At 44.4% G+C, this 15,259-nt stretch carries 14 protein-coding genes and 1 tRNA gene; 10 read left to right on the top strand and 5 right to left on the bottom strand.

Going from position 1 to position 15,259, the window contains the following annotated elements:
• Positions 1-149: 149 nt before the first annotated feature.
• A complete protein-coding gene (locus O9323_RS06480; protein WP_002749972.1) occupies positions 150-440 on the bottom strand; it encodes a DUF2288 domain-containing protein in 291 nt (96 codons plus the stop codon).
• Between the two features lie 135 nt (positions 441-575).
• Between O9323_RS06480 and O9323_RS06475 the strand changes: the two genes are divergently transcribed.
• The 6 genes from O9323_RS06475 (at position 576) to O9323_RS06450 (ending at position 5,384) form a co-directional block, all read left to right on the top strand.
• A complete protein-coding gene (locus tag O9323_RS06475; RefSeq protein ID WP_288124851.1) occupies positions 576-1,148 on the top strand; it encodes a TetR/AcrR family transcriptional regulator in 573 nt (190 codons plus the stop codon).
• A 31-nt stretch (positions 1,149-1,179) separates the two neighbouring features.
• Positions 1,180-2,463: an ABC exporter membrane fusion protein gene (locus O9323_RS06470; RefSeq protein ID WP_353851588.1), complete on the top strand. Its 1,284-nt coding sequence runs from the start codon at positions 1,180-1,182 to the stop codon at positions 2,461-2,463.
• 7 nt (positions 2,464-2,470) lie between these two features.
• Complete coding sequence (gene devC / locus O9323_RS06465) at positions 2,471-3,643, top strand: ABC transporter permease DevC (protein ID WP_288124849.1); 1,173 nt, start codon at positions 2,471-2,473, stop codon at positions 3,641-3,643.
• 18 nt (positions 3,644-3,661) lie between these two features.
• The gene (locus O9323_RS06460) at positions 3,662-4,405 is read left to right on the top strand and encodes a DevA family ABC transporter ATP-binding protein (RefSeq protein WP_288124848.1); all 744 of its coding nucleotides are present in this window, start codon (positions 3,662-3,664) and stop codon (positions 4,403-4,405) included.
• Positions 4,406-4,466: 61 nt separating this feature from the next.
• A tRNA-Ser gene (locus O9323_RS06455) sits at positions 4,467-4,558 on the top strand.
• Positions 4,559-4,577: 19 nt separating this feature from the next.
• Positions 4,578-5,384 (top strand): radical SAM protein, encoded by an 807-nt coding sequence (locus O9323_RS06450; protein ID WP_288124847.1) that lies wholly within the window; start codon positions 4,578-4,580, stop codon positions 5,382-5,384.
• On the opposite strand, the gene mrdA is transcribed toward O9323_RS06450, so the two are convergent.
• Together mrdA and O9323_RS06440 are read right to left on the bottom strand one after the other, a co-directional pair.
• Positions 5,381-7,255, bottom strand: coding sequence for a penicillin-binding protein 2 (gene mrdA, locus O9323_RS06445; protein ID WP_288124846.1), 1,875 nt, complete (start codon positions 7,253-7,255; stop codon positions 5,381-5,383). The genes O9323_RS06450 and mrdA overlap by 4 nt on opposite strands.
• A gap of 598 nt (positions 7,256-7,853) precedes the next feature.
• Complete coding sequence (locus O9323_RS06440; protein ID WP_288124845.1) at positions 7,854-8,963, bottom strand: S-(hydroxymethyl)glutathione dehydrogenase/class III alcohol dehydrogenase; 1,110 nt, start codon at positions 8,961-8,963, stop codon at positions 7,854-7,856.
• 83 nt (positions 8,964-9,046) lie between these two features.
• Here O9323_RS06440 and O9323_RS06435 point away from each other — a divergent pair, with 83 nt between their 5' ends.
• A complete protein-coding gene (locus O9323_RS06435) occupies positions 9,047-12,466 on the top strand; it encodes a CHAT domain-containing tetratricopeptide repeat protein (protein ID WP_288124844.1) in 3,420 nt (1,139 codons plus the stop codon).
• Positions 12,467-12,692: 226 nt separating this feature from the next.
• On the opposite strand, the gene O9323_RS06430 is transcribed toward O9323_RS06435, so the two are convergent.
• Positions 12,693-13,043 carry a hypothetical protein gene (locus tag O9323_RS06430; RefSeq protein WP_002749954.1) on the bottom strand — a complete coding sequence of 117 codons (351 nt, stop codon included), beginning with the start codon at positions 13,041-13,043 and terminating at the stop codon, positions 12,693-12,695.
• Entirely contained in the window at positions 13,044-13,352 is a 309-nt protein-coding gene (locus O9323_RS06425) for a hypothetical protein (protein WP_353851589.1), read from the bottom strand.
• 321 nt (positions 13,353-13,673) lie between these two features.
• Here O9323_RS06425 and O9323_RS06420 point away from each other — a divergent pair, with 321 nt between their 5' ends.
• From O9323_RS06420 to O9323_RS06410, 3 genes are read left to right on the top strand one after another with little or no spacing between them, the layout of a single operon-like run.
• The gene (locus tag O9323_RS06420; RefSeq protein ID WP_002749951.1) at positions 13,674-14,024 is read left to right on the top strand and encodes a DUF433 domain-containing protein; all 351 of its coding nucleotides are present in this window, start codon (positions 13,674-13,676) and stop codon (positions 14,022-14,024) included.
• Entirely contained in the window at positions 14,002-14,364 is a 363-nt protein-coding gene (locus O9323_RS06415) for a DUF5615 family PIN-like protein (RefSeq protein ID WP_002737135.1), read from the top strand. The genes O9323_RS06420 and O9323_RS06415 overlap by 23 nt, the downstream gene beginning before the upstream one ends.
• A gap of 10 nt (positions 14,365-14,374) precedes the next feature.
• Complete coding sequence (locus tag O9323_RS06410) at positions 14,375-14,872, top strand: DUF29 domain-containing protein (protein WP_002749948.1); 498 nt, start codon at positions 14,375-14,377, stop codon at positions 14,870-14,872.
• Positions 14,873-15,259 lie beyond the last annotated feature (387 nt).

The following is a 15,259-nucleotide window of genomic DNA, read 5'->3' as shown; positions in this document are numbered from 1 at the left end:
CACTCCGATTCCATCCCGAACTCGGTTGTGAAACTTCACCGTGGCCAAGATACTTGTCGGGTTGCCGACCGGGACAATAGCTCGATGCCAGGATTATTCTTTCCTACCCCTCAATCCCACAAGATTGGGGGGTTTGGTTTTATCTAAATCTAAACTACCGCCTGAATTAACACAAAAGGTTGCACGATTAGTGTATTAAAAAGGTTATCGGGATGGGAATTCCAATCGCTTAATTGCTCCTGTGTCGGTTTTTCCAGTAGTTTTTCCCCGATCCAATTCTGCACTTGAGCAACCTGATCACCAGCGATCGCTTCTGCCACTTCGATTAAATTGAGGGAATCGGAAACCAGGATCAGCGCATCCCTTTGAGCATGGGGGATCAAGTCACTCCACTCCACTTCGGCTAATTCCTCTAATAACTGCTCGTGAATATTACCCATACTGTCAATCCTTGCGAAAAAGCTCGCTCAATAACGAATTAGCTCCTCTTTCTAGCATACAGGCAAAGGGACAGCCGATTTCCCCATTTATAGTAATGTTAAGCTAAAATATAACGAACGTTCGATATTAAACTTATGCCTAAGATAGTAGATGTAGAACAATACCGAAAAGAACTCCTCTTAAAAAGTGCCGAACTCTTTGCCGAGAAAGGCTATGCTGACATGACGACGAGAGAATTAGCGCAAGGATTGGGAGTGTCCACGGGAACGCTGTACCACTACTTTCCCAGTAAAGCGGCACTTTTCGAGCAATTAGTCGAGGAGATGTGCCGGCAGGATGTTTTATTAGCTAAAGCCGAGATAGATCGAGGAAAAACCCTGATAGAAAAGCTAAAAATTCTCGGACAATTTATGACTAATCGCGAGGATTCCTGCATCAAACAATTATTCTTATGGATTGATTATTCTCAATACCAAGGACGAGAAGAACTGAGTCGTAGTCAACTTTTTGAGCGCGTTGATCGCCGCTATCATCAGGCAGTAATCGAGATTTTAGGTATTAGCGATCCGAGTGTAGCTTGGTTAGTTGTCAGCGTTATTAATGGACTGATATTAGAGCGCCTGTGGTGCAATGAACAGATTGTGATCGATGAACAAATGGAATTATTAGGTAAAATTCTTACTACTTATTTGCAGAAAAACTGTTAACCCCCAACAATCACTTATTAACTAAAAAAATATGAAAGGTAAAACTTTTGTGAAACCAAATCAAAAGTTAATGATCGGGTTAATAGTATTAGGCATAGGATTATTAGGAATAACCACCTTTTATAGTCTTTCCCAATTCGCCAGCAAACCCGAAACCAAAACCCCTGTAATTGCGTCACCCGTACCGCAAAAAATCACCGCTTTAGGCAGAATTGAACCGAGGACAGAAATTATCAGCATATCTGCCCCGATGTTGCTTGATTCCGATCGAGTCAAGCAATTATTAGTCGATGAAGGAGATAGCGTCAAAACAGGACAAATAATCGCCATTCTCGAAAGTCAGGAAAGATTAGAGGATAACCTGCGACAGGCACAAGAACAGGTGAAAGTAGCCGCAGCCAAACTAGAACAGGTTAAAGCTGGGGCAAAAGTCGGCGAAATCGATGCTAATGCCGCTAACGTGCGAAAAATCGAGGCACAATGGGTAGGGGATCAAGCAAACCAACGGACAACTATCCAAAGATTAACAGCGCAATTAGAAGGGGATAGGGCTGCCCAAAAAGCGACAATTGGCAAATTAGAAGCAGAATATCGCAATGCCAAAGCTGAATTTGATCGCTACGAAAAACTCTATCAAGAAGGGGCAATTTCCGCCTCTAGTTTTGATAGTAAAAGACTAAATTTAGAAACCAGTAATCAACAACTAACAGAAGCAAAAGTTACCCTAGAGAGAATTGAAAGCACCGGTAAACAACAGATACAAGAAGCTAAGACTACCCTAGCCCGGATTGAATCCACCGGTCAACAGCAGATCAAAGAGGCCAGATCCACTTTAAATCAAGTCTCGGAAGTGCGGGGAGTCGATGTGCGGGCAGCCGAAGCGGAGGTAAATGCTGCCCTAGTTGCCGTTAAAAAAGCCCAAACTGAGTTAAATCAGGCCTATATTCGATCGCCAATTACCGGCAAAGTGATTAAAGTCAATACCCGTATCGGGGAACAAATCAGCGATCAAGGAATTGTTGACCTCGCTGAAACCGATCGCATGGAAGTAATTGCCGAAATCTATCAAAGCGATATCGGCAAAATTCGCAAGGGACAAACTGCCACGATTACCGGATCGGCGTTTAAGGGCGAAGTTAGGGGAAAAGTGCGCTTAATTGCTTTAAAAGTTGACCAACAAAATATCTTCAGCAATCAACCGGGAGAAAACTTCGATCGCAAAGTTATCTCTGTCCGCATTGCCTTAGATCGCGAAAACAGTGAAAAAGTGGCAGGTTTAACCAATTCCCAAGTAACTGTAACTATCAATGAGTAGGTTTTCCATGAAACTAACCCATCTATTCAAAAAAACGCCCCTATCTTGGTTACAGGTGACGCGAGAGAAAACCCGTTTGATCGTGGCTATTGCCGGGATTGCTTTTGCTGACTTCTTAATCTTCACACAGTTGGGGTTTCGGGATGCCTTATTTGATGCTTCCGTTAAACCCCATTATGTCCTCGATGCGGATTTAGTCCTGATTAATCCCCAATTCGATACCCTCTTTGCGGTGAAAAGTTTCTCACGCGATCGCTTGTATCAAGCTAAAAGAGTCGAGGGCATTCAATCTTTAGCCTCAGTTTATATTGCTTCGGCCCAGTGGCGCAATCCCGAAACTGCCCTAGAAAGAACTACTTTAGTCTTTGGTTTTGATCCCAGTCAACGGGTTTTTACCCTCCCAGAAGTCAATCAAAAATCCAGTGATCTAAAGATGTTAAATCGCGTCTTGTACGATCAAGCAGGAAGACCAGAGTTCGGTCCAATTGCCGATTTACTCCAGAAAAACCCCGATTTGACAGTTCAGTTAAATAAAAAAGAGGTACAGGTAGCGGGAATTTTTACCCTTGGTGCCTCCTTTGCTGCCGATAGTAACGTCATTACCAGTGATTCTACCTTTTTAAGGCTCTTTCCCGAACGTCAACCCCACGAAATCGATATAGGACTGGTGAAACTGCAAGCGGGGGCAAATATCGAAGCAGTTAAGGGCAATTTACAGGCACTTTTCCCTAAAAATGAAGTAATAGTCCTTACTTTAAAAGAATTTGCCGAAAGGGAAAAAACCTATTGGGCAAATGGTACAGCGATTGGTTTTATCTTTGGTTTAGGTACAGTAGTCGGTTTTATCGTCGGTATCGTCATTGTCTATCAGATTCTCTATTCCGATGTCACCGATCACTTACCCGAATACGCTACCCTAAAAGCTATGGGTTACGGTGATTGGTATTTAGTCGGGGTTTTGATGCAAGAGGCTTTATTACTAGCGGTTTTGGGGTATATACCCGGGTTTATCGTCTCTCTCGGTGTTTATAATCTCGCTTCCTCCGCTACACTTTTACCCATAGTGATGACTACCGCTAGGGCGATCGAAGTTTTAATCCTAACAATTATTATGTGTATTGCCTCTGGAATTGTCGCCATGGGCAAATTAAGGACAGCAGATCCAGCCGATATTTTCTAAGCTATCAAGGGTGAAATAATGCCGATTTTTCAAAAAGAGCGAGAATTAGTCGATTTTAGCCCTAATGAACCCGTAATTGCCATTAAAGGCTTAAATTACTATTTTGGCACGGGGGAATTAAAAAAACAGGTTTTATACGATATCGATCTGGAAATTAAAGCGGGGGAAGTAGTAATTATGACCGGTCCTTCGGGATCGGGGAAAACTACTTTATTGAGTTTAATGGGAGGTTTGCGATCTGCACAAGCGGGCAGTTTAAAAATTCTCGGCCAAGAAATGTTAGGAATTAGTAAGGGCAAAATGCTGAAAATTCGCCGACAAATTGGCTATATTTTTCAGTCACATAATTTACTAAAATTCCTGACAGCAAAACAAAACGTAAGGATGTCTTTGGAACTGCACGAGGAGTTTTTAGAACAAGATCTCGATCAAAAAGCGGCGGCAATTTTGGAGTCAGTCGGTTTAGGCAACCGCGTTGATTATTATCCCCACGATCTATCGGGGGGACAAAAACAACGGGTTGCGATCGCTCGCGCCCTCGTCAGTCATCCCAAATTAGTCCTCGCTGATGAACCGACCGCAGCCTTAGATAAACAATCTGGGCGCGATGTGGTGGAAATCATGCAGAAATTGGCAAAAGAACAAGGTTGCACGATTTTACTTGTCACCCACGATAACCGGATTCTCGACATCGCCGATCGCCTTTGGCGCGGCTTTGCCGTTCGCATTGTCAACATGGAGGATGGTCGTTTAAGCGATTAACTGCCCAAAAATTACTTGCCAAAAATCGGCCCTTCATGTTAAAATAAAATAATGTCATCTTGGAGAGGTGGCAGAGTGGTCGAATGCGGCAGATTGCTAATCTGTTGTACGAATCGTAAGACCGTACCGAGGGTTCGAATCCCTCCCTCTCCGTCTTCTTTCGGTATTTTCGATGACTGCTCGCCAAGATTATTTCTGCTCCGTATATGGCCCGGTTGCCTCTTGGCGTTTCGGCAGTTCCCTGGGCATCGATCCGATTGGTTTAGTTTCTACCTGTTCCTTTAACTGTGCTTACTGTCAGTTAGGAGAAATTGAGCAAAAAACCGAGCAACGAAGAGTTTTTGTCACCAGCGAACAAATTAGCAGGGATTTAAGTGCCTTTGCCCCCTGGGACGTGGATATAGTCACTCTCAGTGGTAGCGGGGAACCCACCCTCGCCCTCAATTTAGGGGAAATACTGGCCACCGTCAAGGAAATGACCAGCCGACCGGTGGCGGTCTTAACCAATAGTACCCTCTTGGGAGATGCCCAAGTGCGTCAAGACTTGAGCAAAGCTGATATCGTCGCCGCTAAAATCGATGCTGTTTCCGAGGCCCAATGGCGACGGGTTAACCGTCCAGTCCCCGGCCTGGATTGGCAGATTCTTTGGTCGGGATTAAGACAATTTCGCCAAGAATGGTCGGGAAAACTAGCAATTCAAACCATGGTGCTGGCCTCTTGGTCGCCCCAAGATCAAGACCAGTATATCGATTTGATGCAACAGCTACAACCGGATGAAATTCAACTTAACACCCCGACCCGTCCCCGGGCCAGACAAAGACAATTAGAAACTCGCGGTAATAATCCCCTCACCGCTGCCGACGGAATGCAAATTCTCAAACCGGTAAACGCTGAAATATTGGCAATTTGGGCGGAAAAAATGGCAAAGGCTACGGGAATTACCGTGCGCTGTGTGCCGCTTACCGGCACAGGTCTCTAAGGCTTCGGCCGGGGTTTTTCTTCTTTGGGTTTGACATTAAAATAGGCCTCCATTACCTGACGTACCATAGGTGCGGCCACTTTACCACCACCACCGCCGGAATGTTCCGCAAAGGCGACCACAACAATTTCGGGCTTGTCGAAGGGGGCGAAAGCTCCAAACCAAGCGTGGGACTTGCCCGGAGGTGCTTCTGCTGTGCCGCTTTTGCCCGCTACAGGCGGTAAAGCGGGGTCTGATAGGGCCCGACCGGTTCCTTCCGCTACCACGGCTCTCAGGGACTTTCTCAGGGTGTCTAGGGTGCTAGGTTTCATGTTCAAAGACTTGCGCCATTCCTTAACATCCCGGGCATCCTGTAAAAGGTGCGGTTTCACCAAAAAACCGCCGTTAGCGGGGACAGCAAACATCACAGCTACCTGTAGGGGAGTCGCCAGGGTAAATCCTTGACCGATCGACATATTAATCGTATCCCCTACGGACCAATCCCAGTTTTTAAAATTACGCAGCTTCCAATCGCGATCGGCAATTAACCCCGGAGTTTCTTCCGCTAATTCTATCCCGGTTTTCTGACCGAAACCGTAGCGCCGGGCCGTGGCAATTAAAGCCGGTCCCCCCACTCCGCGACCAATTTGACCGTGAAAAGTGTTACTACTCATGGCCATGGCCCGGACAAAACCCATCGGACCAAAACCGGCGTGATTCCATTCTCCAAAAGCTGTTCCCCCCACATAAAGGGCAGCAAAGGTATTTAAGACCGTATTGGGGGGAAATTTACCCGATTCCATGCCAGCAGTGGCAGTGACGACTTTAAAGGTAGAAGCGGGGGGGAATCCTTGCAGAGCGCGGTTAACAAACGGGTTGCCCTCCGCTTGGAGTTTTTTCCAAGTGGCGGTAGTAATTGGGGCCGAGAAAACATTGGGATCGAAACTAGGATAACTGACCATGGCCCGCACAGAACCATCCCGGGGATCGATCGCCACGATCGCACCCTTGCGTTTTCCTAAAGCGGCCTCGGCGGCTTTTTGGAGTTTTAAATCTAGTGTCAGGGTGACATCTTGCCCCGGTTTAGCAATTTTTTGGCCGAGAATTTGGATTACTTGTCCCGATCCGTTGACCTCTAACTGCATTCCCCCCCATTCTCCCCGCAATTTTGACTCGTAGGCGGCTTCTACACCCATTTTACCGACGACATCTCCCAACCGGTAGCCCTGGGGTCTTTTGGCTTGATATTCCTCTGGGGTTAGTTCCCCGGTATAACCGAGAATATGCGCCCCGATTTTACCATTGGGATAGTAACGCACTGATTCCACGTCCACTTCAATGCCGGTTAATTCGTCTTTGTATTCCTCTAGGGCGATAATTTGGCCTGGAGTTAAACCCCTAGCGATGCGGATCAGGGTGGAGGGGTTTTCGTCCGCTTCGTTAATGCGTTTTTCTAGGTCGCTTCTGGGAATGCCTAAAATAGTGGCTAAACGGTCAAGATTGAGTTTTTGGGCGGGATTACGCTGGGATTTGGGCCAAATATAGGCCGCATGGGTTAAGCGGGCCGTGGCCAAAACTTTGCCATTGCGATCGAATAAGTTGCCCCGGACTGGAGGTTTGGGAAGAATGCGAATCCGATTATTTTCTGCCCTTTCTCGGTTAATTTGTCCTTGCTGCAGTTGTAAATAGGCCAAGCGCGAGCCAACTCCTCCTAGCAGGACAAGGCTAATTAAGCCCATAATTAGCCATGACTGACGCTGACGACCGACTAGACGCTCTTTATCTTTGATTTTATTCTGTAATTTATTCGGTGCTGGCCGCGTCGGCGAGGTGAGCGTTTTTTTCCGTTTCAGTTTGACTTTGGTTTTTGATAGGAGTCCGCTATTACGCATTTGCTTAAAGTTAAAAATTTAAAAGTTATTAGTCATCAGTTAGGGACTTGCGTGGGAATAATATCCCAGCCAGAAAATCGCTCTGTAGAAGAATTAGACCAGCCAGATGGCACATTATCAAAGCGCAAGTCCCTAACATCTCGAAGGCTCTCGCCCTACTTAGGGTGATCAGCAAACCTGATCGATCGGAGGGCGCAAGCTTTGCGCCCCTACAGTAACGGATTTTGTCCACAATGTAGGGGCGAACTGCGTTCGCCCAAAAGGTACATTATCAAAGCGCAAGTCCCTTATCAGATTTGAGTTCTAAGTGAGTAGTTTTAAATAGCACTTTCCTGATGTCTTTTCACTGTTTACTGTTCACTGAAAAGGACGCAATACTAGGTGATTTAGCTCCTCTGTTTACTAAAGTTAAGGGTATCTGCAATATACCTTAACAAAATAGGTGTAAATACAAAGGAGTGGAAGGAACCACTCCAGACACAGAGGACACAAAGATTGATCGCTTCTATAGTAAGTTAAAGAGAGTCAGGAAACTGGCGCACACATACAGTTAAGAGTTTGTCAAGTGTTTCTTAACTATATCTAACATTATCCCTGCTCAAAATGTAATCACACTGCGGATAGAATCCCCTTGGCGCATCAGGTCAAAGGCCTCGTTAATCCTTGCCAGAGGTAGAACGTGGGTGATTAAATCATCAATGTTAATCTTGCCCTCCATGTACCAATCGACTATTTTTGGTACATCTGTACGACCTCTCGCTCCACCAAAAGCCGTACCTTTCCAGACCCGTCCGGTGACTAATTGAAAAGGACGGGTACTAATTTCCTGGCCGGCCCCGGCTACACCGATAATAGTGGCAACACCCCAACCTTTATGGCAACATTCCAAAGCTTGACGCATAATCTGGACATTGCCGATACACTCAAAACTATAATCGGCCCCACCTTTAGTTAAATCCACCAGATAGGCCACTAAATCCCCCTCGATTTCTTGGGGATTAACAAAATGAGTCATCCCGAATTTGGTCGCTAAAGCTTGTTTCTGGGGATTGATATCGACCCCGACAATCATATCGGCCCCCACCAAACGGGCCCCTTGAATAACATTTAAACCGATACCTCCCAGACCAAAAACCACCACTTTTGCCCCCGGTTCCACTTTAGCGGTATTAATCACCGCACCGATACCTGTAGTGACTCCGCAGCCGATATAACAGACTTTTTCAAAGGGAGCATCGGGGCGAATCTTGGCTAGAGAAATCTCCGGCAGCACGGTATAGTTAGAAAAAGTCGAGGTTCCCATGTAGTGATAAAGAGGCTGACCATCGAGGGAAAAACGACTGGTTCCATCCGGCATTACTCCCCGACCTTGGGTAAGACGAATTGCTTGACAGAGATTGGTTTTAAAGCTGAGACAGTATTCGCACTGACGACATTCGGGAATGTATAGGGGAATAACATGATCCCCCACTTTTAGGCTAGTGACACCTTTTCCCACTTCTACCACGATTCCGGCCCCTTCATGGCCTAAAATTGAGGGAAATAAGCCTTCAGGATCGGACCCAGAGAGAGTATAGGCATCGGTGTGACAAACTCCCGTGGCTTTGATTTCTACTAACACTTCCCCCGCTTGCGGTGGTGCTAATTGTACCGTTTCAATAGTTAGGGGTTTTCCTGCTTCTAGGGCAACTGCCGCTCGAACATCCATAGGCTCAAAGCAATAGGTTTTTTCCAGTATAATACCGTTAAACTGCTGAAGAGTTGTAATAGAACAATTCTAAACTTATCTCTATGTTAGTCCTCACCATCCGCGAAGAAGGAATGAACGATGGTGGCTTTACTGCTAGTCTCAATTTTGATAGCGGTAACAGCTACCCAATTACGGTTACTGACCCCTTTACTAACCAAGAAGAAAAAGACCTAGAATGGTACTTTGAGGAATGGTTAGTATTTCCGACGCTAGAGACGGATAAAGCGCAAAAAGCCGCCAACAGTGTCCAAAACTATGGCGAAAACCTATTTAAACAGGTTTTCCAGAGTAATTTAAATGCTTATGGGGAATATCGAGACTTGCGAAAGCAGTTAAGTCAACTGCAAATTATCATCGAAAGTCAGTCGCCAGAATTTCAAGCTTTACATTGGGAAGCGCTGAAAGATCCTGATTTACCGCGTCCCTTTTCTATAGATTGTATCATCTCCCGCCAGCGTCGAGGGGCTACAGTTGTCCCGGTGCAAATGGCCACTTATCCTACTATCAATCTCCTGGTGGTAATTGCGCGTCCTAATGAGGAATCTGATGTTAACTATCGCACGATTTCCCGTCCTTTAGTAGAACTGGTAAATAGTAGTGAAATACCAGTAAAAATTGATATTTTGCGTCCCGGAACTTATGAATCACTAACCAGACATCTGGATGAGAAGGGAGAAGGATACTATCATGTTATTCATTTCGATGTTCATGGCGGATTAATGGAATATGAACAGTACGAAAGACAGGTTCACGGGGACTCTTGGCGCTATCAAAGGGGATGGGGACTGGAGGATTTAGCAGAATATGAGGGAGTAAAAGCTTTTCTGTTTCTGGAAGGAGAAGAAAAAGGTCAAGCGACTCCGGTAGAAGCGACGGAATTAGCGAATTTACTCACGGGGAAAAATATCCCTATTTGTATTCTCAATGCTTGTCAGTCAGCAAAGCAAATTTCCCAGGAATCAGAAGACTATCGGGAAACCAGTTTAGGGAGTCGTTTGATGACTGCGGGAATGCAAGCAGTGGTGGCGATGGGATATTCGGTGACGGTTTCTGCAGCTAAGTTGATGATGAAACCAATTTATCAGCAATTATTGAACGGAAAAGACCTAACGGAAGCGATGCGAAAAGGACGGTTAGAGTTATTCAATAATAAGCAACGCCGCGCCTATTATAATACGATAATAGATTTAGAAGATTGGTTATTACCGGTGATTTATTGTCGCAGTAAAATTAATCTCAATTTGCGTCCATTTACTCCAGAAGAGGAGGAAAAATACTGGGAACATATCGGCAATCAATATGTCTTTCCTTTACCAGAATACGGCTTTGTCGGCAGGGATTTAGAAATTCTCAAGATGGAAAAGGCGCTGCTGAAACATAATATACTTTTACTCAAAGGAATGGGAGGGACAGGAAAAACTACCTTACTCAATTATCTACGAGAATGGTGGCAGAAAACCAACTGGGCGACCCATATTTTCTATTTTGGTTATGATAAAAAAGCTTGGACGTTAGAACAGATTGTCCATGAAATCGGTCAGGGAATTTATAATCGCTTTGAACAGGGGAGTTTCCAAGCGATGAACCTGAAAGCGCGGGTGAGGAAACTAGAACAAAAACTCCGCAGTGAGGCGTATATTCTGATTTTAGATAATCTGGAGTCGGTGACGGGACAACCGTTAGCAATTCAGAATACTTTACCGGAGAATGAAAGGGAAGAAATCGCCGAATTTCTCAAGAATTTGGTCGGGGGAAAGACGAAGGTGATTTTGGGTTCTCGCAGTGAGGAAACTTGGCTGCAACGCAGGACTTTTAAGGAGAATATCTATCACTTACAAGGATTAGACCAAGAGTCGAGAACTGAATTAGCGGAGAGAATTTTAGAACGTCAGGCGAAGAGTCGGAAAAATGCGATTAAAAAGGATGATTATTTTAAACGCTTGATGAAATTGTTGGCGGGATATCCGTTGGCGATGGAAGTGGTATTAGCGAATCTGAAGCGACAGTCACCGGAGGAGATTTGGCAAGGGTTACAGTTGGCGGAATTAGTTAATGTGGGGGATGAGAATAAGACTAATAATATCATCAAATGTGTGGAATATTCCCACAGTAATTTGTCGGAGGAGGCGCAGAAGTTGTTACTATGTTTAGCGCCTTTTAGTGGGTTTATTCCCAGGGATGTTATTCCTAATTATAGCCAACAACTACAGCAATTAGAACCTTTACAAGGCTATCAGTTTGATCAATTTGATGCAGCGATAGAAGAAGCGATTCATTGGGGACTGCTTTCGCCGATGAGTGAAGAAATGCCGAGTTTTTTGACTATCCAGCCTATTTTTCCCTACTTTTTGAAGACGAAGTTAAAGGAATTAGCACCAGAGACGCAAGCAGCAATTTGGGAGGGTTTTAAGAATCATTACCGAGACTTGGCAGGTTATTATGGTAACTTACTAAATTCCAAAAATCCGCAAGAGAAGCAGTGGGGGATATTGTTCTGTCGCTGGGAGTATGAAAATCTGTTTAATGCGTTGCAAATCGCCCTCAATCAGCAAGAAAGCGTACTTAGTATTATTACTTGCTTGCATGGTTATCTGGATTTAACCCAAGATACTCAGGCTAATTTAAAGCTCCTAGAGTTCGTTCTCGAAACTTTTGAAAACTATCCCCCTGAAGCCAAACAAGGGCAGATGGCACTAGAAATCATTGCTATAATTGTCGAGGCAGGAAGCAAATATTTACAAAGTAAAAATTATCAGAAAGCGAAAGAGATTTACCAAAAGAGCCTCGAATTACTCAAGCCAATTAGTGAAAGTTACAGTCAATCTAAGCAATCTTTGCAAGCCAGCACCCTGAACAATTTAGGAATCGTAGCGCAAGAATTGAGGGAATGGGAGCAAGCCCGAAGCTACTACCAGCAAGCTCTTGAGATATTCATTGAATATGGCGCTGCCGGAGGCACGCAAAGCGCCCGCTACTCCCAAGCCAGCACCCTGCACAATTTGGGAATGGTAGCGCAAAAATTGAGGGAATGGGAGCAAGCCCGAAGCTACTACCGGCAAGCTCTTGAGATCAAGATTGAATATGGCGCCCGCTACGAGCAAGCCGGCACCCTGCACCATTTGGGAATGGTAGCGCAAGAATTGAGGGAATGGGAGCAAGCCCGAAGCTACTACCAGCAAGCTATTGAGATCTACATTGAATATGGCAATCGCTATGAGCAAGCCGGAACCCTGCACAATTTGGGAATGGTAGCGGAAGGAGTTGGGGAATTGAGCCAAGCCAAAAGTTATTACCTGCAAGCCTTACAAATTTTGGCAGAATTTAACGATGGTTACAGTGTACAAACCTTTTCTTTGCCCCGTCTTGTTGCTCTTTATCAGCAAACGCAAGATGAGGAGATTTTCGTTGCTGTGGCTGATATTTTGGGGGTTGGGGTTGAGGAGGTGCGGGGTTTGATCTAACTCCCCCCTAATACTAAATCCGGCTTTAAAAAGAGAGGGTGATGAGGTGATGGGGTGATGGGGTGATGATCCTCCCTCACTCCCTCACGAACCTGGCTTGTTGTTGCGCTTCAGCGCTAACTATTTCGGGCTTGCTGAAAAAGTAAGGGCGAAGCATTCGGATAGGAAATCTACGGTTTCAGCGATAGGTTATCGCCCGAATGCTTCGCCCCTACAATGTTGTGATCTACGGATGAGGTGTAATAGCGAGAATGGTGATTTCCCCCGAATGAGGTCCATAGCACCAGAAAATTCGATAGGCTCCCGGTGTATTCTGTTGGGCGTAGGCTTCAAAAACCTTCTGTGTTGAATCATAAGGGTTGTCGAGGGAATTAAATTCGTGGGTTTTTAGTCCTGGATGTCTTGGGTTTGTACTGAGGAGCTTGAGGGCTTTTGTTACCTGTTTGTAGAGACCCTCTTGTTTCGATGCTTTTGTCCTACCTTGAGCCAGGCGAGTCTTTTGAGCCTGTTCCGCTTCTGCTCGCAATTCAGATAGAGTATTTCGAGCTTCCTGTGTCTGTCGTAAAGAAAAACTCACCTACTCCTCGACCTCTTCAGGAATAGATGCAGCAAACTCAAGCATAGCGTCTAAATCGACTGTTTCTTCAGCGAAATCTCCCGTGCGGGCTTCTGCGAGTCCCCGTTTGAGCGACTCGCGGACACTAGGATTCTGAAAAGCCCATAGTTCTCCCTCTGGAATCGCCACCATGGGAACCAAAAGAAGTTCCCCGCTTGCATTCATCAGTATTCGATAGTGACGGTTGCTACATTCAGTCCCAAGGCTAATCCGTCCGCAAGCATCAGCCTGAATATCTTCTTTAATGAGCGAAAAATTCTGATACTCCATCACGTCTCCTCCTCTCTTCATATACTTATTCTAGATAAGTTACCCAATTTGGGCAATGGGGTTATGTCCATTTAGCTTCTCACTACCTAAAGAAAACAGGTTAAACTTGTTCGGGCTAGAGCCTTGACAACCAACCTAGTTTGTAGTCGAAGCTCTCTTCGCTAAATTCTCTCCCCTTTCCTTGTAGGATAGGGTTCAGGGGAGAGGTCAATAATTAAGAACCCAATGCGATCACACTATTCGGCAACGATCAAGTATAATTAAGATAACAATGTTACTTAAAGAATAAAGTTAAGTTTGAATCTTCAATTAGGGTAACTCATGCAACTCGAAGACTATTTTAATTTTCTTGCTCCTAACGATATTCGGCTAAAAGGAACCCGCGTCGGTATTGAAACCATTTTACACGATTTCATTTACCAAGCCAAAACTCCCGAAGAAATTGCTAATACTTATCCATCTTTAACCCTCGAACAGGTATATGCGACGATTCTTTATTATCTTCATGAAAAAGAAAAAGTGAGCCAATATATCGCCGACTGGCTAGAATGGGGGCGAAAAATGCGAGAAGAACAGCGAAAAAATCCTCCGCCTGTGGTTGAACGACTGAGAAAATTGAAAGCTGAAATAACAGCCAAGCAGAAAGCTAATGACACTGAAATATTTAATTGATGAAAATGTTAATTCGGTGTATCCTCAACAATTGCGTCGCCGAGAACCAGAAATCATTATTCGAGTAGTTGGTGAACCAGATACACCAAAATTAGGTACATTAGATCCAGAAATCTTGATTTGGTGTGAGGTGATGGGATTTATTTTAGTGACAAATAATCGTGCTTCTATGCCAGTACATTTAAGAGAACACTTCAACCAAAACCGTCACATTCCTGGAATTTTTATTCTCAATCAAGATTTAAGTATTGGTGATAACTTGTTAGAATTAATTGTAATTGCCAAAGGTTCTTTTGACAATGAATATGAAGACCGAATTGTACATTTACCGTTAACTTAATGAAATCCAAATGACCTTATTAAAACAATCGGACATTCAAGAAAATCCCACAACACTTTATGAACAAGATCTTCAGTTGTGGATTGAGCAAACTATTCATCAATTACAGAATCGACAGTTTGAACAACTGGATATAGAAAACTTAATTGAGGAGTTAAAAGATTTGGGTAAGTCAGAGAAACGCGCCTTAGAGAGCAACTTAATGGTCCTGTTGATTCACTTACTCAAATTAAAGATACAGCATGATGCTCCTGAGACAATGAAAGCAAGTTGGTATAATTCAGTAGATGAGCATCGCCAGCGCGTTCAAGATGATTTACTTAAGACTCCCTCTCTTAAATCTTATCTCTTAATCTCCATCACACAAGCCTATTCCAGCGCTCGTAAAGTCGCCATCAAACAGGGTAAACGCGCTCAATTTGGTATTCGTATTCCCCAAGAAAGTGAGTATCCCCTCGCTTGTCCTTTCACACCTGAACAGATTCTAAATGAGGACTTTTACGGGTAAAAACGAAAGTAAACATTATCGATAATAAAACCATGAAACCAGAATATGACCTTGCCAACATGAAAAATCGCCCGAATGACCTAACCCCCCTTCCCTGGGAAATAAGGGGGGAATAAAGTTTTTAACACCTAACTACTTATATCTCAATAAATCTCTTGGATAAATCATAGCAAAGTGAACCTTTCATGTACTCTAAATTAAGGAGAAGACGATGGCTAATCTGGATGATGTAGGAAGAGGGAAAGCAGCTGATAAAAACCTGAACGATGCTAACCGAAGCGATGTGCAGGTAAACAAAACAAGACCATATCCTTAACTGTTCTCTCTGATTTAGAGCAGTTAACCCTGTCAGTAACGGATATTTTGCTTGGTTAAATTAAAAATAGC

This window comes from Microcystis sp. LE19-131.1A (genome assembly GCF_027532015.1).
GTDB classification, from domain to species: domain Bacteria; phylum Cyanobacteriota; class Cyanobacteriia; order Cyanobacteriales; family Microcystaceae; genus Microcystis; species Microcystis ichthyoblabe_A.
The sequence above is the reverse complement of the archived record's forward strand: the minus strand, read 5'-3'. Positions and strand labels throughout refer to the sequence as shown.